Source organism: Aequorivita marisscotiae, assembly GCF_029814825.1.
Lineage (GTDB): Bacteria > Bacteroidota > Bacteroidia > Flavobacteriales > Flavobacteriaceae > Aequorivita > Aequorivita marisscotiae.
Genome location: NZ_CP122379.1, coordinates 660,489 through 680,265 on the forward strand (window position 1 = coordinate 660,489; position 19,777 = coordinate 680,265).

Sequence of the window (19,777 nt, forward strand, 5' to 3'; positions counted from 1 at the left end):
CATCTTAAAATAAAATATTTATCATTGAATTAGTGATTAAATGCAGTAACATTATTTTTAGATAAACTATAAGAATTCGGTTAAAGCGAATAAAATTTCGGATAAAGTGCATAAAAAATTCTTAAAATTGATTTTTTAATTTATATTTGAAATTCATTTATATCATTTTAACTATGAAAAACTACGTGCTATCATTTTCATCCAATAAGGTAATCGCGGTTACGGCAATTGTTATTACGTTTTTTTTCTTTGGAAATAGTTCAATGTTAGCACAACAAGCTACTACTACAATAAACCTTGTACTGGCTGATGTACTCTCAATTGAACCCGGTAGTGTTGCCGATGGTGGCACTGTTGATTTTCTATATGAAAATGTAAATGATTACAATTCAGAAAAGACCGCTACGATAAACAACAGCTTAATTATTACATTTTCAAAACCTTTCGATTTAAAAGTAAAAGCAAACGGCGCTACTTTTGAAAATGGATCGCACCATATTCCGGTAGATGTACTAACTATTCGAAAGAATGAGAGTTCTCAATTAACCGGTTCTTCTGCTCCCGTAGTTTTATCTACCCAGGACCAAGTTTTAATTTCTGGTGCAGACCAAGGGAGCAAACTTAATTTAGATTTAGATTATATTATTCCACAAGCCAGATCTACCTCTTCAGATATACTTGGAAAACCAGCTGGCATTTATTCCCAAAAGGTTACCTACACCTTAACCGCCATTTAATTATATTGCATTTTTTTTAGTTATACCCTTCATATATAACGCAAGTTATTCCACAAGTCATTTTATTAGATAGGCTGAAGTTCGCACTATTACTGCGCGCCCGCCATATTTTTAGGATTTTTTATAGTCTGATATTACCTCTGTAGTTATTTTACTACACACAGTTACAATTTCTACTACAGACCAAACTTGAAACGCACTCTATATTTGCAGTGTCAAAAACAAGTAACTGACAGTATAAAAAACAATATCAAACCCTAAACCCTATAAAAATGAAAAACCTAGTAATTATTTCAACTTTAGCTCTTGGAGCTTTCTTTTTCGGAACCAACAACGCAGCAGCTCAAAACAATACCGCAACTACTACAGTGAACATTACCCTGGCAGATGTTATCTCAATCGATGCCGGCAGTATTGCCATTGGCGGAGAAGTTGCTTTCAACTACGTTACAGCAGCAGACTATAACACAGATACTACTATAAACGTTCCAAATAGTTTGAAAGTTACTTCTACAAAAAACTTTGATATTAAAGTAAAAGCTGACGGTGCTAACTTTACAAATGGAACAAACAACATTCCTGTGAATGTACTAACCATTAAGCCAGTTGCTGGCGGTACTACAACTATGACCGGAACACCGGCAAACATTGTCTTGACCACCTCGGACCAAACATTGATCAGCAACGCGACATTGGGAAGCGCAGTGGTTTTAGAGCTAGATTATTTAATTCCTGCTGCTAGATCTTCTTCTACGGACATTTTAGGAAAACCGGCAGGAACCTATACGCAAACAGTAACTTATACTGCTACTGCACTATAATACGAATAGTATTCTGAATAAAATTTAGGGATCTCCTTGGATGCAGTTGCTGTAGCCTTGGGGATCCTTTTCAAATTTATAAAATACTTAAATCTTCTCTTGTAGTTAATTAACTACACACACTTACAACTTCTACTACAAACTAAACTTGCAATGCATTCTATATTTGTAGTGTCAAAAACAAAGTAAAAGACATTTTTAAAAAATAATAACAACCCCTAAATTTAATAAAATGAAAAACCTACTAATTATTTCTACACTAGCTCTTGGAGCATTTTTCTTCGGAACTAACAACGCAGCAGCTCAAAACAATACTGCTACTACTACAGTAAACATTATCTTAGCAGATGTAATCTCAATCGACGCCGGCAGTGTTGCCATTGGCGGAGAAGTTGCTTTCAACTACGTTACAGCAGCAGACTATAACACAGATACTACTGTAAACGTTCCAAATAGTTTGAAAGTTACTTCTACAAAAAACTTTGATATTAAAGTAAAAGCTGACGGTGCTAACTTTACAGATGGAACAAACAACATTCCTGTGGATGTACTAACCATTAAGCCAGTTGCTGGCGGTACTACAACTATGACCGGAACACCGGCAAACATTGTCTTGACCACCTCGGACCAAACATTGATCAGCAACGCGACATTGGGAAGCGCAGTGGTTTTAGAGCTAGATTATTTAATTCCTGCTGCTAGATCTTCTTCTACGGACATTTTAGGAAAACCGGCAGGAACCTATACGCAAACAGTAACTTATACTGCTACTGCACTATAAATCTGGTTTTAACGCCTAAAGATTCCCTAAGTTACTTTTTTAACGTAATTTTGGGAATCTTTTCTCATTTTAAAACCTTACAACGTATTATGCGCACCTACTGGCATTATTCTCTTATTTTATTCTTTTGTACTTCCTTCGGCCAATCAATTTTTGCACAAGGAATTTCTATGTCGCCCACGCGACTTTTCTTTACTGGCAATCCCGGCGAAACAATAAGTCAACCTGTAATTTTAAACAACAGTTCAGAAACAGATTATGTGTTTAACATAAACACAAAAGACTGGAAAAGAGAGGAAGATGGCAACAAAGTGTACTTTGAACCTGGTACCTTAGAAAATTCTAACGCTACTTGGATCTCCACCACTGAGTCATCCGTAAACCTTCCAGCTAAAAGTACCAAGGAAATTATAGTTACCATGAAAATTCCTGTGGACGCCTCAGCTTCGGCCGTAACAAACAGTATGTTGTTTTTTACGCAGATTGGCAAACAAAAAGACAAAGCAGAGCAACAAAAAGGAATAGGGATTATAGCCTTGTTTGAATTTGGTTTGCACGTTTATTGCACCCCACCAAACAATAATACCTTGAGTTTGGAGATTATGAGTATTGAGGATATCTCTGATGAAAATACTACTTCACGAAAAGTTGCAATTGGTATTGAAAACGACGGCAATGTAATAAACGACGCCTCTGTAGAATTAGAACTTACAAATACTTCAACTGGCGAGGAACTTAAACTGAACCCAATCAATATTTCTATGCTTCCCGGCACCAAACAAGTTGTAAAATTTAATTTACCCGAAGGATTAACAGGAACTTATCTGGGAGTTACCATTATAAAAATGGCAGGAACCAACGATTTACGAGTCGGTGAAAAAACCTTCGAGTTTTAAAAACTGAAATTGATATCCCCAAACTGCATACCGCTTCTTATTCTAAAAAATACAACTTCAATTTTTGTGTTTTTCGGGATCTTTAATGCATATACCCAAGAAGTAAATAAACTAGATTTTTATTTTGAAAAAGATTCGCTGTCAGTAAAGCAGGGGCAAAGTTTTATCAATTTTATAGTTCTCAAAAACAATAGCGATAGTGAAATTACTCTGGAAAATCTGAAGCCACAGGAAACATATCCCGGATTACTTCTTTCACCTCAATCAACATATAAGCTTTTAAAAGGGGAAGAAAAAAGATTGCCAATCAAGTTTATAGTAAATACCGATTTTATGAAAATGAAGTCGGAAGAAATATCCTATCAACTCTCCTACTTGATTGAAGGAAAAAAAGAAAACTTAGAAGCTTCGTTTTTTATTGATAGAAATGAAGAAAGGCAGATTGCGTTATATTCCTTTACGCGCGAAAACTATATTGATCCTTCCCAGACTGAATCTACACTTTCTTTGTTTGTTGAAAACAGGGGTTTTTCTCAGCGTTCCATCAAACTTACTTTTCAAGGGGTGCCAGATGGTTTGGAGATTAAGCCTAGAGAAATTATTCTAGCTTTGGAAGGGCAGGAAAAAAGATTAGTGGAATTTAAGGTGTCCTTAAAGCATCAAGGATCTTTTTATCCCGATTACAATATTAATGTAAGAGCAACCGATTTAATAGACAATGAAAATGTTGGGAACACCTATTTAAAATTAATAATCCTTTCTAACAACCGGCAGCTAATGCGCGGGCCGGGCGCTGAGATGGGCAAAAATTTTGTAGAAGTTGGTTATAACGGACAAAGCAGCGGCTTTAACTATCTGCAAGTAAAGGGAAATTCAACATTTTTATTAGGAAAAGATACGCAGGCAACCTTTAATCTGGCTACCGATTATTACTTGACCGAAAACCAATACAACTTTTACGATACTTGGCTTGAAGTTGAAAAAAACAACACCGTATTCCGTCTTGGAAATATTTACGCAAACGAATACGACTATTCCGTTTCGGGAAGAGGAGGATTAGTAAACACAAAGTTTGGCGAATATGAAGCCGTAGAGGTTTTCGCATTAGACAATAGCTACAACCTTTATGGCACCTATTTCCCAGAGAGCGAAGGCTCTAAATTAGCAGGTGCAAAATACAGCTTCGGAGACTCTAAAGACTTTAACGGAAAGGTTTCGTATGTTTTTGACCATGATCCACGTTCAGAAACAGATTCGCAGGTTGCAAGTTTTGTTTCTTCATTTGCATTAAATCCAGCTCATAATTTTAGAGTTGAAACAGGACTAAGTCACGAAAAAGGAAGAATAAACCACGATGAAAATGTAGGTTTAAGTGCAGGATTGAATTACCAAACAAAATTTGGAAAATGGGAGTTCCAATCGTTAAACGATATTGCCAGTAAAAGCTATGCAGGGTTAAACCGTGGTTCACTCAATTTTAATCAGAATATTGGGTTTAAAGTTTCTCAATTTGCACGCCTGTTTCTGCAATACCAAAATTCGCAAGTGCAGCCTGAATATTTAAGTTATCAAGAAGTGGTTAATGTTGATGAGACGAGGTATTATCCATATTATTTCTATAGTACACAATCTTTAAAGACTGGCACACAGTTTTCGTTCTCCAACTGGAATTTTTCATTTTCACCACAAATTGAGAAACAAAAAAGCACAAATACTTCCTTTGCACACGAACTACTATCCTATCGTTTTCGCACAAGCATAGGCACTTCTTTCAGTGGGCACAGCTTCGATCTTTCGGCAGAATATTCGTATTCAAGTCCTTCCAATAACAGTTGGTTTCACAGTTTAAAAACCAATCTTTCGTATAGATATGGCGGTTTTTCACTAAATGGTTCTGCGCAGTACAATCCGAATACCATTATGGAGTTGAATAACTACAATTTGGAAAACAAGAATTTTCTCAATTACAGTGCGTTTGCTTCCTATAATTTTAATACTATAAACAATACATTCACAGGTGCAATTGCAGCAGGAATTAATTTTTCCGAACTTTACAGCAATACCAACAAAACGCTGAATGGAAATTTAGAGTATAAATTCTCCCGAAGCTGGTCTGCCACCGGGTATGGCAATTACAGCCAATATAACTCAACAATGAATTTGGGGTATAAAGGAAGCAATTACCAAATTAGAGTAGGGATTAAAAAATACTTTATAAAAGCTACTGCTGTAGGCAATCACAAGCTTAGTTTACAATTATTTCACGATAAAAATTTTAACGGTGTTTTTGATTCTGATGAAATTGCACTAGCCCACGAAACCATTAAGTTAGACGATTTTATTGCCATTACAGACAAGAACGGGAAAGTTAGTTTTTCCAATGTGCCCAAGGGGAGCTACACCTTAAAAATTAACGAAACTGCTGGCCTTCGAATGGTAACGGACCCAAATATAATAGTGGACAGAAACAAAACACTTAAAATTAGTTTGGTGAAAAAGAATAAAGTAATCGGCAAGTTAGTAGAGAAAAAACAAGCTTACGATAAACTGAACACCTCTGTACGTGGAGTAGTTGTATATGCAAAAGACCGTAAAGGCATTGTTATTAGCACCGTGGTTGATCAAAACGATACCTTTGAATTATTTCTTGGCAATGGCGCTTACGATATTTATATTGAGAACAATAAATACGAATATACAAATGCTTCGCAAAAAGTTATTTTGGAAAATGAAATTCATCCTAAAACCCTAACTTTTGAATTCAAAAAGAAGAATACGGAAATTAAGGTGAAGAAATTTTAAGACGAGAAAAATATGAAAACATATAACTGGATTGTTTTGGGGGTTTTGTTACTAATAGGTAGTACGGCCATTGTACACGCCCAGAATGTCAACATCGTTGTGCCAGCACAGAATATTTTTAACGGCACTGAATTTCTTACTGTTCAAACTGTTATGAATGCCACAAACGGAAAAAAATGGGATAAACATAACGACCCGGCTATGTGGGCCACTAGCAGTCAATATTTTTCTCACACGTCCCACTCGGGAGTTTTATTACCAAATTCTGTACTTCATTGGCAATTTAATAGCATTGGCGGCGAAGATGCGCCACTTCAAAATAAAGATGGATTACCTGGTTTCCAAACTTTCACCATGAGCCCACAAGCTTGGTACTACCCACACCCCTCGGGCAGATATAATCCGGGAAATATAACGTTCAAATTTAAAATGCCTGCATCAGTCTTTTTAAATAACACTTTTGTCGCAGGAAATTATACCTTGGCTGTTACGCAAAATTATGATGGTGATTTTACCCCAGTTTCCTTCAACGTAATAATTTCCGTACCAAAAGCCATTTGGTGGCTTACTGCTAATAATTCTGTTTATAGACAAATAAACTCGCTAAATCAATATAGGTCTGGCGGTACACAAGTGCAAGCGAGTTTGGGCGATTTTGTAATAGGAAACACAGTAGACTTTAAGTTGTTTGGAAAAAGCGCTTCTTCCACCATCCAGTTTACGTCTTCAAAAGGAGTTGAGGGTACGCGCAATATAGCAATTGTTAACCTTGGCGGAGACAATCTGAAAATTAATACGTTGCCACTTTCCAATAGCTGGAAAGATTTTACTGCTTCAGATAATTTTAATGTTGAAAGCGATAATAGAAATAGTTTTCAACTAAAAGCCTCTGTTTCAAAAGAAGACTTGAAAACGCATTTTTATGAAGCAGGGACGTATAAGTTTCAGATAAATTTGAATGCAAATAGCACAGACAATTCCACCGCTTCACCGCAGAATATAGATTTCACAATAAATGTTGTTCCTCTTTCAGAAATAACAATTCCTACTTCGGGCAATGCGGTTAATTTTGAATTCAATACCATAGCGCAATACCAAGACGGGCAAACCAAGACAATTGCCAATCAATTAATGATTTCAAACAATGAAACCTACGAGCTTAACGTTAAAACAGATGCGCCTTTCTTTAGGAAGTCTGGCGTGCAATCTGACGTGCCTTCAAGCATTTTACAAGTGGGCATTGAGGGAGGTTCATCAAATGTGGCTCTGTCTACTACCTCTCAAAAAATAATTAATAACGGCACCCCCGTTCTCGATGAAAGTTTGAATATAAAATATACCATTTCAGCCAGTGCTGCCCAATCATTGGTAGCAAAAGAAAAAAACACCTACTCAATAAATGTTATTTACAGTTTTATCGCCCTTTAAGGGTATTTATTCGCCCCATCTAATAATAAAAAAAAATGAAAATAGTAAGCCCAAAAACCGCCCCAGTTCAAGATCAATCAATAACGAAGCTAAATGCGCTAAACAAGCGCTATGCCGATGTTTTTGATTATTTACTTTTTTCGGTTTCAGAAATAATTGATATGCCTTTATGCACCATCACTATCTTTGACGAAGAGGAAGCATTTGTTATTGCCACAACCGATAATTCCATCGAAAAAATAGGCCCATTTAGCGCCGCAATAAAAGCCAATTTAAAAAAGAAAAACAAAGATATAAAACTGGCACCTCATACCGTAACTAATTTTGAGGTGAAGTTTTACGAATCATTCCCCATTATAGACTCCAACGATTCCGTTATCGGAAGCTTAAATATCTTTGATAACAAAGAAAGAGTTTTAACTCATTCTGAGAATAACTTTCTCGAAAAATCGGTTCAGCAAATAAACAGATGGGTAACGAGTAAAGAAAATGAGCAGCGCTTAAGAAAGCACGACAATCTATTTCAGCTCTCAAATGATTTAATTGGAATTGCCTCTTTTGAAGGCAGCTTTGTAAAAATAAATCCTGCATTTTCCAAAACTTTGGGATGGACAAATGAAAAATTTATGGAATCTCCTTTTAGTGATTTTATTCACGAGGACGACAAGGAAGAAACTACTATTGCGATGCAGAATCTAGCTTTGGGTAAATCTGTTGTCAATTTCACCAATCGTTATAAAACAAAGGAAGGCGAAAATAAGTGGATAGAATGGACAAGTACTCCAGATTTGGAGGCAAAACTTGTATTTACCATTGGGCGCGATGTTACCGAATTTGTTCAACGAGAGCAGTTGCTTAAAAAAAGTGAACAAAAATATCACAAGCTATTTGATAATATACAAGGTATTTTAAGCATACACGATTTAGACGGTAACTTTATAGATGTAAACGACGCAGGTTTGGCAGCAACTGGATATTCCAGAAAGGTGATGCAAAAATCTACAATTTTTCATTTAAGAGATGCCCAATACCACGATGAAATTAAAGAGTATTTAAAAGCAATTAAAAAGTACGGAAAAGCTTCGGGCGAAATGTCTATTGTAAAAAAATCGGGCGAAAACGCCATCTGGTATTTTATAAGCACGCTCGATGAAGATGAAGCGGGTAACAAACAAGTTTTAACCAATGTTATAGATATTACCGAGCGAAAAAAATTAAACAACGAGTTAAAAAAAGCCAAAGAAGAAGCCGAAGAAGCTTTTAAAGCTAAGTCGGAATTTGTGGCAAACATGAGTCACGAAATCCGTACGCCTTTAAACGGAATTATTGGTTTTACAGAACTTGCATTAGCCACAAAACTAGATGAAACCCAAAAACAATATTTAGAAATCATCAATCAATCGGGTGTTTCATTATACAGTATAATTAACGATATTTTGGACTTTTCCAAAATGGAAAGCAACAATATGAAGTTGGCTATTGACAGAATTGAAGTGGAAGAAATAGTTTCAGAAGCCTTCAATATTGTTTCCTACGGTATAAATACCAAAGGGTTAGAGATGCTTTTAGATATAGACCATAACATACCGCACTATATTTGGGCAGACGCCATGCGTTTAAAACAAATATTAGTAAACCTTTTAGGCAACGCTCTAAAATTTACCGAGAAAGGGGAAATTAAACTGTACGTTACTATTTTAGAGAACTATGGCGAGGGCAAAATGCGACTGCGTTTTGGGGTAAGCGATACCGGGATTGGTATTCATAAGGACAAGCAGCAGGAAATTTTTAATCCATTCTCACAAGAAGACGGCAGCATAACCAAACGATTTGGCGGCACCGGATTGGGATTGTCTATTTCAAATAAACTATTGGCATTGGCAAATAGCAAGCTACAACTAGAGAGCGAACAAGGAAAAGGCAGTAACTTTTATTTCGATCTTGATTTTAGAGTAGAAGACGAAGAATTAGAAAATGGTCTTCATGATATAAAAAGTGTGCTTATTGTAGATGATAATGAAAACAACCGAAAAATCCTAAAGCGGATGTTGGAAATAAAAAACATTCAAGTAAAGGAGGCCGAAAGCGGTTTAAAAGCATTATTGGTAATGCTAGAGAATCCCGAATTTGATGTAATAATCATGGATTATCATATGCCTATAATGGACGGAATTGAAACCATCCAAAAAATTAAAGGATTAAAACCTTCGGCCCAAGAACTTCCTTTTATCGTGCTTTACAGCTCTTCTGACGACGACAAATTGCAAGCGGCTTGCGACGAGCTGGAAGTTTCGAGCAGGTTGGTTAAACCCATCCGTATGAAACAGATGTACCAAACACTTTCCAGAATTAAAAATAACGAAGCTGCCAAAGCCCCTGTTATAGAAGAAAAGCCCACGCAACCCACCATTTGCGATTTAAAAATTTTAGTAGCGGAAGATAATGATGTAAATATGCACCTAACGCGGCTATACTTAAAAAGCATTGTGCCCAATGCGATTATTGTTGAAGCTACAAATGGAGCAGAAGCCGTTGAAAAATACAAAAAGGAGTTTCCAGATTTCGTGCTTATGGATGTACAAATGCCAAAGATGAATGGCTTAGAGGCCGCCCGAAAAATCAGGGCCGCGGAAGTTCAAATGGAAGTTCCTATAATTGCCCTTACCGCAGGCAGTCTTCCTGGAGAAAAAGAAAAATGCCTTAATGCGGGAATGACCGATTTTTTAACAAAACCTCTTTTAAAACAAAGCCTGAGCCACATGTTGTCTAAATGGTTGGGAGAAAAAGTAACTAATGGTGGCGGAAAGTGAAGAAAAAACTTAAATTGATAAACCACAATTTTTCCAGTCAACTTCGGAAAAAATAAATCATAAATTAAGGTTCACGAAAATTAAAATATAGAGAATGACCAAGAAAGAACTCGCTGATGAAATTGAGCGCCTAAAAACCCAAAATGAATTAAAAACAGGATGGATTTCATTGCTCACCCACGATTTTAAGCAAGCCTTTGGCAGTTTATTATGGGTTATCGAAGCCGTTGAAAGCGAAACAATAAGTAAAGACGATTTCTTTAAACTATTAGTGCAGGTACGGCAAGATGCCAAAAAAAATCTCCAAACAATAACAGATACCAGTGAATGGCTTAGAACACAAATAAATGATTTTGAGCTTAAAAAGACTGAGATTTTTGCGTTAGATTTATTTATTAAACTGAGAAAGGAATTTGAAACAAAACTTAAAAATAAGGAACTATCTTTTCAATTTAAAGGCGATGAGAGTTTAGTTTTTAATAGCGATACCTTCTTAATAACCTATATTTTATCAAAATTTACAGACAATGCCATAAAATATTCGCATAAAAAAAGTGATATTTATTTTGAGGCAATAAAATCAGACAATTCAATCGTTTTATCCCTTATAGACCACGGTACGGGCATGTCTGCCACCACCCAAGAACTGCTCTTTACATTTGAAAAACCTGTTTTTCAAGGTACTGAAAATGAAATTGGTGCAGGATTAAGTTTGCAGATTGCAAAAAATTTCGTAAACTTGGTGCATGGAAAAGTAGAGATTGAATCCGCTGAAAATGCGGGTACCAAAATTTCTATGATCCTGCCCCTAATCTAAAAATGAAATATTATGCTTTCGAACACTCGCATCTTAGTTGCGGATGATCATGGTATAGTGCGCATGGGGCTGGTGCAAATCATCAAACAGCTCCGGCCACACGCAAACTTATCAGAGGTAGAGGATTACAAATCGCTCTCGTCTCTCATCTCCCGCGAAAAATTTGATCTTGCTATTCTTGACGTAAATATGCCCAATGGCACCTTACAGCAAGCAATCGATTTTATTAAATTAAAACAGCCCGATTTAAAAATTCTCATTTTCTCCTCCCAGGATGAACATGTGTATGGGTTGCGCTAATTAAAAATGGGCGCCGATGGATTTTTAAACAAGCACTCCACTAAGGACGAAATAGACCAAGCTCTATATGCAATGCTTGAAAAAGGAAAATTTATAAGCGAAGGAATAAAAGACTCAATTGTTTCTAGCTCCTTAAATAAAGATCAACAAGCATCGCCTTTAGAAAGCCTGTCTAATAGAGAACTTGAAGTTGCGAGTAAATTGGTAGAAGGCCTCCCTTTAAAGGAGCTTTCTAACCGCCTAAATTTACATTCTTCAACTATTAGCACCTATAAAAATCGGGTATTCGAAAAACTTAAGATACAGTCCATTCCCGATCTGGTAGAGGTTTTAAAGATGTATGCCTAAAAAATAGCTAAGGCTATTTCGGGTTACCTTCTTCTTTTATAGTATAACTTCAAGTTTAATTTGAAGTAATATGTTAAGAGGCGGAACACTATTCCTATTCCTAAAAAACAAGTAAAAATGAGCTAGATTGAATATTTAGCTGATTCTTCAACTAAGTAATCTTTGCTAAATACAACCATGTTTAAAATACACAAATGGCTGCAGCGCGCTTTAAAACCGAATTTTCTAGTTGTATTCTAAAAGCTTCGCGGGCATCTGGATCTTCAATTTTAAGTAGCATTTGCGTGTTTTCCCAAACATCTTCGCGCCAGCTTGTAATAAGCCTAGATATTAGATACTCATCCATTCTGCCTAACAAACTATCTACCCATTCAAGCATTGGGTTTAGCGGTTCTAGAATTTCATCCTGTACACGATCTATTGTACTTGCAATTACATAATTTACATGTTTGTGATCTTCGTAACGTTGTCTTTGTTGCGTTTCGGAAAGCGATTCCCATTCGGGTTTTAGAAGATCGGATAGGGCCAACACCAAATCGTAATTTATATGTGCATTCACTCCAAGTATTAAACACTGCAATTGACTTACATCCTTATTACACGTAATCTTATGGGCGTGTTCCCACACTTTGGAAGTTACATCTCCGCAATCGTAACATTTTAATGAATTAAAGTAATAATCTGCAAAACGCCGAAGCAATGCATTCACCCAAACGGTATCGTGAAATTCATTGTTATTAATTGCCGACACCATATTGGCACTCATTAAATTATAACAGCTTAAAAACACATAACGCAAATCTTTGGCAGTTTTGTATTCAGCGACGTATTGATTCATTTTAGCTAAAACTTGATCTGATGTATTCATAAATTTCGAAGAAAAAAGACATTACTAAAATATAAAATTTACTTTTAATCAGGACAGTACAAAAGTAAGTGCTAAAGAAAGCACAATTGAAAAGGATCTCCAAAAAGCGGAAAGACATTAGAAACCTTCCAAAAACAAAAAAAGCCCATCCATTGGATAAGCTTCTCATCGGTCTATTTCTAAACCACAAGCCACCCTTAAGTGACTCAACACAACTTCTTGTTGCGGTCTGGACGAGACTCGAACTCGCGACCCCCTGCGTGACAGGCAGGTATTCTAACCAACTGAACTACCAGACCAAGTTTTTCAACCTTTCTTTCGAAAGATCCCAACAACAGTTGGGCAAAGTGAAAAATTGTTACCAATACATTTTGAAATTTCTCTCTTGCTGTATTAAGCGGTGGCAAATATACTACTCCATTTCATTTCCACAAACTATTTTTTTAAAAAATAATAAATATTATCCAAACTTCTGACGCTCCACAAGATACGTAGTTAATATCTTATTGAAATTTTCGTTTATATCGGTTAATACATACTTAATTCGGTATTGCGCGCAACGCAACTGCAATTCGGTAAAGTAATTTTGCACCGCTTCGGCGTATTGTTCCTTAATATTATCTGCATACAGGTTTACATATTCGCCTGTTTCAACATCTACAAAACGCTTGGGACGGTTACTAAAATTAAACGTTACTTCCTTCTTTTTATCGAAAGTGTGAAAAAGTATTACTTCGTGTTTGTTGTATTTTAAATGTTGTAGGGCTTCAAATAACTTTTCAGCCTCGGCATCGCTTTGAAACATATCGGAAAATAGAAAAACCAGCGACCGTCGTTTGAGTTTTTCTGCAATTAAATGCAGGTGCTCGTACGTTTTAGTTTGGGTCTTTTCTTGAGAAGTAAGCAGCGCTTCATTTAATTTTTGAAGTAACATTTGATGGTGCCGCTCACTGCCCTTTTCCGAAGCATAAAATTCATATTCGTCGCTGTAAACACTCAAGCCCACAGCATCGCGCTGCCGCTTCATCAAGTTCATAATTGCCGCTGAAGCCAGTACCGAAAAACCAATCTTGTTTAAGGAATTTATATTAAACTGTTTCAATTTAGGGTAATGCATAGAGCTGCTATTATCTACAATTAAATGGCAGCGCAGATTTGTTTCTTCCTCGTAACGCTTGGTATAAAGCTTATCGGTTTTGGCAAAAAGTTTCCAATCTATATGTTTGGTGCTCTCGCCATTGTTATAAATTTTGTGTTCAGCAAATTCTGCAGAAAACCCGTGAAACGGACTTTTATGAAGTCCCGAAATAAAGCCTTCCACCACTTGTTTTGCAAGCAGCTCGAGGTTTTTGAAACCTGTAATCTGGTTTATTTCTTTTTCTATATTCATTTAATGCGGGTCACAAAGTGAAGCTAAAGTGAGTAACCTCAACAACTTATAATGTTATTTTAAAATTTCATCCACAATTCCATACTCCACAGACTCTTCGGCATTCATCCAATGGTCGCGGTTAAAGTCCTTCATTACTTTTTCAAATTTTTGTCCGCAGTTTTCTGCCAAGATTCGAGCACTAATTTCTTTGGTTTTTAAAATTTCCTGAGCCGTAATTTCTATATCGCTTGCTACACCTCTAGCACCACCGCTTGGCTGATGAATCATAACGCGTGCGTGCGGCTGGATAAACCGTTTTCCCTTTTCGCCTGCCGAAAGCAAAATGCTACCCATAGAAGCTGCCAAACCAGTGCAAATGGTTGAAACGGGACTCTTTAGCTGCTTGATGGTATCGTAAATTGAAAAACCGGAAGTTACATAACCCCCCGGACTGTTTATGTAAAATGTAATTTCGTCGTGGCTCAGTGCATCTAGATACATTAACCTATCCACCACGTGGCGTGCACTTTTGTCATCTACCATTCCCCAAAGGAAAACCTTGCGTTCCTCTAATAATTTGCCATCTATTTTATCCTGTACTTTATTTGTTTTTTTCATAGTTTTCGGTCAGTCCCCTCGAGCGCAGTCCAGAGGTTTTTATTATCATATTTTCTACAAAGGAGGTCTCGACTTTGCTTCGACTGTACTCAGCATAACACGCCTTACCTGCCATTTTACTAAAATAGCAAAAGGCCTAGCAATACGCCAAGCCTTTTTGTTTTTAATTTTTCTTTTTCAAAATATTTTACAAAAGCGAATCTATTGCTTCTGCATATACATTTTTGGGAGCAACGCCAACTTGGCGGCCTACTACTTCACCATTTTGGAAAACCAAAACCGTTGGTATATTACGTACTCCATATTTAGCAGCAAACTCTTGGTTTGCATCTACATCTACTTTTCCTACTACGGCTTTACCGTCGTATTCTTTGCTTATTTCTTCAATGATGGGTCCTACCATGCGGCAAGGGCCACACCAGGCTGCCCAAAAGTCAACCAATACCGGTTTATCGCTTTTTAAAACCGTTTCTTCAAATGTTGCGTCTGTTATTTCTAATGCCATAATCTTTGTTTTTTAATGAAGTTTCAAAAATAGTTAATTTTTATGCGAAATCTTATACTCTTAATATATGTTTAGGAAATGAAGGTATTAAGGTTTTCTATAGCGTGATTTCTGTGTTGTTTCAGAAATCGTTTGGCTTAGTTTAACTTATAATGTAATTGTTCTCGTTCCAATTCGTCAAGTAATTCTTTTGAAATATTTATTTTGTGCTTTCTACTTGGCATGGTGAGTTTAATTTTTTCACCTTTTTCAATTACTACAAAAAATAATTGTTTTTCGCCTTTATGTACTTTTACCAAGTTTTTGAGAGAATTGATTTTTTCATCTTCCAATTCATTCAAAGGAATTGTAAGTGTTAGCTTTTTACCGTAAATTTCCATTACATCGTGTAATAATAAGAAGCTGTTATACTGAAGTCGCGGCTCCCCTTTTTTACCGGTATCGCGATTTGTCCAGCCTTCTTTCACAAAAACACGTCCGTAAATAAAGCTGTTCGGAACTAAGAAATGGCGCCACTTTAAGTACTCTTCTCCAAAAATTTTAAAATCGTAACTATCCTCATAATCCTCTACGGTAAAAATAGCCCAACCCTTCCCAGCTTTTGATTCACGGTGCTGCACATCGCTCACAACGCCTCCAAAACACAATTCTTTATTGATGAATTTTTCGAGATTATTAAAATCTGAAACCTTGCAATTGGTAAAGCTGCGCATTTCTATTTTAAAATCGTCCAGCGGATGGCCCGAAATATACACGCCAACCACTTCGCGTTCCTGCTTCAATTTTTTCATCGTGCCCCATTCCTCGCACGGCGGAACTTCGGGCTCGGGGATTTGCACTTCACTGGCATCGCCAAATAAGCTCACTTGTGAAGAATTTTGAGTTTCTTGATATTTTGCGGCATAGCGCAGTACTTTTTCAATAAACATTACGCCATCGCCATCATCGTGTAAATATTGTGCGCGGTGGGTATCAAAACTGTCAAAACCGCCAGCCAGAGCCAGATTCTCAAAAGCTTTTTTATTCGCGGAACGAAGATCAATCCGCTTTGCCAAATCAAAAACCGATTTGTATTTACCATCTTTTCTGTGTTCAACTATTGTGGCCACGGCACTACTGCCCACGCCTTTTATAGCGCCCATTCCAAATCGGATTGCGCCTTGATCGTTTACCGTAAACTTATGGAAAGATTCGTTCACATCCGGTCCCAAGACTGTTAGGCCCATTCGCTTACATTCGTCCATAAAAAAGGTAACCTGTTTTATATCGCTCATGTTGTTGCTCAAAACCGCCGCCATATACTCTGCTGGATAATGGGCTTTTAAATAGGCAGTTTGATATGCAATCCATGCATAGCAAGTAGAATGCGATTTGTTAAAAGCATAGCTGGCAAACGCCTCCCAATCTTTCCAGATTTTTTCAAGTTTTTCTGGATCGTGACCTTTTTGCGCTGCTTGGGCAATAAATTGCGGCTTCATTTTATCGAGTACCGCTTTCTGTTTTTTACCCATGGCCTTTCGCAAAACATCGGCTTCACCTTTGGTAAAATCTGCCAATTTCTGCGATAAAAGCATCACCTGCTCTTGGTAAACCGTAATACCGTACGTTTCCTTTAAGTATTCTTCCATTGCAGGAAGATCATATTCAATTTCTTCTTCGCCGTGCTTTCTTTTTACGAAACTAGGTATATATTCCATCGGGCCTGGACGGTACAACGCGTTCATTGCAATTAAATCGGCAAATACCGTAGGCTTCAATTCCTTCATATATTTCTGCATTCCTGCCGATTCATATTGAAAAATACCTACCGTATCCCCTCTCTGAAAAAGCTGATAGGTTTTTTCGTCATCCAATGGAAAAAAGTCCGGATCAAGTTCTATATTGTGTTTGTGCTTTACAAGTTTAACCGTATCCTTAATAAGAGTCAAGGTTTTTAACCCGAGGAAATCCATTTTTAAAAGCCCTGCACTTTCCACCACCGAGTTATCGAATTGGGTAACGTACAAGTCTGAATCTTTTGCTGTGGCAACGGGTACGAAATCTGTAATATCGCTAGGGGTAATAATTACACCGCAAGCGTGAATACCCGTATTCCGAACGGAGCCTTCCAGTATTTTTGCTTGATTTATAGTTTGCGCTTCCAAATCGGTTCCTTCTGCAAGATTTAAAAGCTCTTGCACTTTCGGCAGCTCATCGCTTCGGAAACGGCTCCGTAAATCTGCAGGACTCAAACCGAAAATTTTGTTCAGCTTGGTCATATTGGGAACAAGCTTCGAAATTCTATCGGCTTCATTTAATGGCAAGTCCAAAACCCGCGCCGTATCGCGAATGGAAGATTTTGCAGCCATGGTTCCGTAGGTAATAATTTGCGCTACTTGGTTGCTGCCGTATTTATTAATTACGTAATCCATTACTCTGCTTCGGCCCTCGTCATCAAAATCGATATCGATATCGGGCATACTCACACGATCTGGATTTAGGAAACGCTCAAAAAGCAAATCATACTTTATGGGGCAGATATTGGTAATTCCCAAACAATACGCCACTGCACTTCCCGCAGCTGAACCACGCCCAGGACCCACGGAAACGTCCATTTTTCGGGCTTCAGCAATAAAATCCTGTACAATTAAAAAGTAACCCGGATAACCAGTATTAGCGATTACTTCTAGCTCAAAATCGAGACGTTGTTTTATTTCCTTTACTCGTTCCGAGGCACCTTCGGGAATTTCAGAATCGGTTAATGCTTCATAAGAAACTTCTATTAATTCCGGATAGCGCTTTTTAGCACCTTCATACGTTAAGTGTCGTAAAAATGCGTTCTCTCCACGTTTGCCCCCATCAATATCCTCAGGGTTTAAAAATTCCTTTGGAATTCCGAAATTGGGAAGCAAAACATCGCGATGCAAGCTGAAGGGTTCTATTTTTGAAACTACCTCTTCAATATTCAAAATTGCTTCAGGAAGATCCTTAAATAGAGTCTTCATCTGGTCTTGCGACTTAAAATAATACTCCTGATTTGGTAAACCATAGCGGTAGCCACGGCCGCGACCAATCGGAGTTGCTTGTTTTTCACCGTCCTTTACACAGAGCAGAATGTCATGGGCATTGGCATCTTCCTTTTTAATATAATAGGTATTGTTGCAGGCAACCAATTTTACGTTGTTGCGCTTTGCCATCTCGACCAATACGCCATTTACGCGCTTTTCGTCTTCTTGATTGTGGCGCATAATTTCTACATATAAATCGGCGCCAAACTGTTCTTTCCACCAAAGCAATGCTTCTTCCGCTTGGTTTTCACCAATATTGAGGATTTTTCCCGGCACTTCGCCATAGAGACTTCCGGTTAGAACAATTAGGTCTTCTTTGTATTTTTCAACTATAGATTTATCAATTCGCGGTACATAGTAAAATCCGTCTGTGTAAGCAATAGAAGCCATTTTGGCCAAATTGTGATAGCCATTTTTATTTTTCGCCAAAAACACAATTTGGTAGCCATTGTCTTTGTGGGTTTTGTTCAGATGATCTTCGCATACAAAAAACTCGCAACCCACAATTGCCTTTAGCGGTTTTGGAGGATCTTCATCGTCAGGGTCCTTTGGTAAATCTGCAAGTGTTTTATTGTAATTGGAAACGGCTTGCACAAAATGGAAGGCACCCATCATATTTCCGGAATCTGTTAACGATACGGCAGGCATGTTATCTGCTACCGCTGCGTTTACCAAATCTAACGTACTTGAAGTAGATTGAAGGATTGAAAACTGCGAATGATTGTGAAGGTGCACAAAAGGCGCGTTTTCAAGCGTTGCAATATTTTCTTTTATTTCTTCGGAAGAGATTTCCTCTGTTTCTGAAGCAGCCTGCATTTGCTTTCTGATACGTTCAGAAGCCTTTTTCAGATTTATGTGTTCCAGTCCAATAAGCTGAAAGGGTTCAGGGTTTTTTTCTGAAAAATTTTCGAAATAATCCGGTTGCACTTCAAGCTCAGCCGTTGTAAAAATCTGCCTTCGCACCAATTCTAAAAAACACCGTGTGGTTGCTTCCACATCTGCTGTGGCATTATGCGCTTCGGCAAATGGCTCGCTAAAAAGAAATTCGTGCAGTTCGGTTAACGTTGGCAATTTAAACTTACCGCCGCGACCTCCAGGAATCTGGCAAAGTTGCGCAGTTGTTTCGGTACACGTATCTAAAACAGGTAGATTGGGCAGCGGATTTTCTATTCCGAGACGGAAAAATTCTGCGCCCATTATATTTACGTCGAACCCCACATTTTGGCCGACAAGAAATTTTGTTTTTGAAAGGGCGGCCTGAAATTTTGTCGCGACTTCTTCTAAGGAAACTCCTTCGGATGTTGCCAATTCGGTAGAAATACCGTGAATTTTTTCGGCGTCGAATGGAATATTGAAACCTTCGGGCTGCACCAAATAATCCTGATGCTCAATCAAGTTGCCCATGGCATCGTGCAATTGCCATGCAATCTGAATACAGCGTGGCCAGTTATCACTATCGCTAACGGGAGCCTTAAAGCGTTTTGGAAGACCTGTTGTTTCTGTATCGAAGATTAAATACATTGGGATTGAAGCTTTTAGATTGACGATTACCGATTGTTGATTTCAGAATTTTAGGTTAAGAGCCTTGAAAACTGAACACTGAACCGAGGACGTAAAAATAGAAAAA

At 37.5% G+C, this 19,777-nt stretch carries 15 protein-coding genes and 1 tRNA gene; 10 read left to right on the forward strand and 6 right to left on the reverse strand.

Annotated elements, in window-relative coordinates:
* Positions 1 to 173: 173 nt before the first annotated feature.
* From QCQ61_RS03100 to QCQ61_RS03145, 10 genes are all read left to right on the forward strand, one after another.
* Complete coding sequence (locus tag QCQ61_RS03100) at positions 174 to 737, forward strand: peptidoglycan-binding protein LysM (RefSeq protein WP_279449254.1); 564 nt, start codon at positions 174 to 176, stop codon at positions 735 to 737.
* A gap of 272 nt (positions 738 to 1,009) precedes the next feature.
* The gene (locus tag QCQ61_RS03105; RefSeq protein ID WP_279449255.1) at positions 1,010 to 1,558 is read left to right on the forward strand and encodes a peptidoglycan-binding protein LysM; all 549 of its coding nucleotides are present in this window, start codon (positions 1,010 to 1,012) and stop codon (positions 1,556 to 1,558) included.
* A 232-nt stretch (positions 1,559 to 1,790) separates the two neighbouring features.
* Positions 1,791 to 2,339: a peptidoglycan-binding protein LysM gene (locus QCQ61_RS03110; RefSeq protein WP_279449256.1), complete on the forward strand. Its 549-nt coding sequence runs from the start codon at positions 1,791 to 1,793 to the stop codon at positions 2,337 to 2,339.
* Between the two features lie 89 nt (positions 2,340 to 2,428).
* Positions 2,429 to 3,235: a hypothetical protein gene (locus tag QCQ61_RS03115; protein WP_279449257.1), complete on the forward strand. Its 807-nt coding sequence runs from the start codon at positions 2,429 to 2,431 to the stop codon at positions 3,233 to 3,235.
* A 9-nt stretch (positions 3,236 to 3,244) separates the two neighbouring features.
* On the forward strand, positions 3,245 to 6,037 hold the full coding sequence (locus QCQ61_RS03120) for a hypothetical protein (protein WP_279449258.1): 2,793 nt from the start codon (positions 3,245 to 3,247) through the stop codon (positions 6,035 to 6,037).
* 12 nt (positions 6,038 to 6,049) lie between these two features.
* Positions 6,050 to 7,465, forward strand: coding sequence for a hypothetical protein (locus tag QCQ61_RS03125; protein WP_279449259.1), 1,416 nt, complete (start codon positions 6,050 to 6,052; stop codon positions 7,463 to 7,465).
* Between the two features lie 35 nt (positions 7,466 to 7,500).
* Positions 7,501 to 10,275, forward strand: a complete 2,775-nt coding sequence (locus QCQ61_RS03130; RefSeq protein WP_279449260.1) for a PAS domain-containing hybrid sensor histidine kinase/response regulator — start codon at positions 7,501 to 7,503, stop codon at positions 10,273 to 10,275.
* A gap of 94 nt (positions 10,276 to 10,369) precedes the next feature.
* Positions 10,370 to 11,092: a sensor histidine kinase gene (locus tag QCQ61_RS03135; RefSeq protein ID WP_279449261.1), complete on the forward strand. Its 723-nt coding sequence runs from the start codon at positions 10,370 to 10,372 to the stop codon at positions 11,090 to 11,092.
* Between the two features lie 12 nt (positions 11,093 to 11,104).
* Positions 11,105 to 11,392, forward strand: coding sequence for a response regulator (locus QCQ61_RS03140; protein WP_279449262.1), 288 nt, complete (start codon positions 11,105 to 11,107; stop codon positions 11,390 to 11,392).
* 6 nt (positions 11,393 to 11,398) lie between these two features.
* Entirely contained in the window at positions 11,399 to 11,740 is a 342-nt protein-coding gene (locus QCQ61_RS03145; RefSeq protein WP_279449263.1) for a LuxR C-terminal-related transcriptional regulator, read from the forward strand.
* Between the two features lie 181 nt (positions 11,741 to 11,921).
* On the opposite strand, the gene QCQ61_RS03150 is transcribed toward QCQ61_RS03145, so the two are convergent.
* The 6 genes from QCQ61_RS03150 to dnaE all read right to left on the reverse strand — a co-directional run bounded on the left by QCQ61_RS03150 (position 11,922) and on the right by dnaE (position 19,671).
* Positions 11,922 to 12,608 carry a DUF5995 family protein gene (locus QCQ61_RS03150; protein ID WP_279449264.1) on the reverse strand — a complete coding sequence of 229 codons (687 nt, stop codon included), beginning with the start codon at positions 12,606 to 12,608 and terminating at the stop codon, positions 11,922 to 11,924.
* Between the two features lie 225 nt (positions 12,609 to 12,833).
* Positions 12,834 to 12,907: transfer RNA gene (locus QCQ61_RS03155), tRNA-Asp, on the reverse strand.
* A 161-nt stretch (positions 12,908 to 13,068) separates the two neighbouring features.
* Positions 13,069 to 13,998, reverse strand: a complete 930-nt coding sequence (locus QCQ61_RS03160; protein ID WP_279449265.1) for a DUF58 domain-containing protein — start codon at positions 13,996 to 13,998, stop codon at positions 13,069 to 13,071.
* Between the two features lie 54 nt (positions 13,999 to 14,052).
* Entirely contained in the window at positions 14,053 to 14,598 is a 546-nt protein-coding gene (locus QCQ61_RS03165) for a ClpP family protease (RefSeq protein ID WP_279449266.1), read from the reverse strand.
* Positions 14,599 to 14,785: 187 nt separating this feature from the next.
* A complete protein-coding gene (trxA, locus tag QCQ61_RS03170; RefSeq protein ID WP_068761863.1) occupies positions 14,786 to 15,103 on the reverse strand; it encodes a thioredoxin in 318 nt (105 codons plus the stop codon).
* A gap of 137 nt (positions 15,104 to 15,240) precedes the next feature.
* Positions 15,241 to 19,671, reverse strand: coding sequence for a DNA polymerase III subunit alpha (gene dnaE / locus QCQ61_RS03175; RefSeq protein WP_279449267.1), 4,431 nt, complete (start codon positions 19,669 to 19,671; stop codon positions 15,241 to 15,243).
* Positions 19,672 to 19,777: the final 106 nt, after the last annotated feature.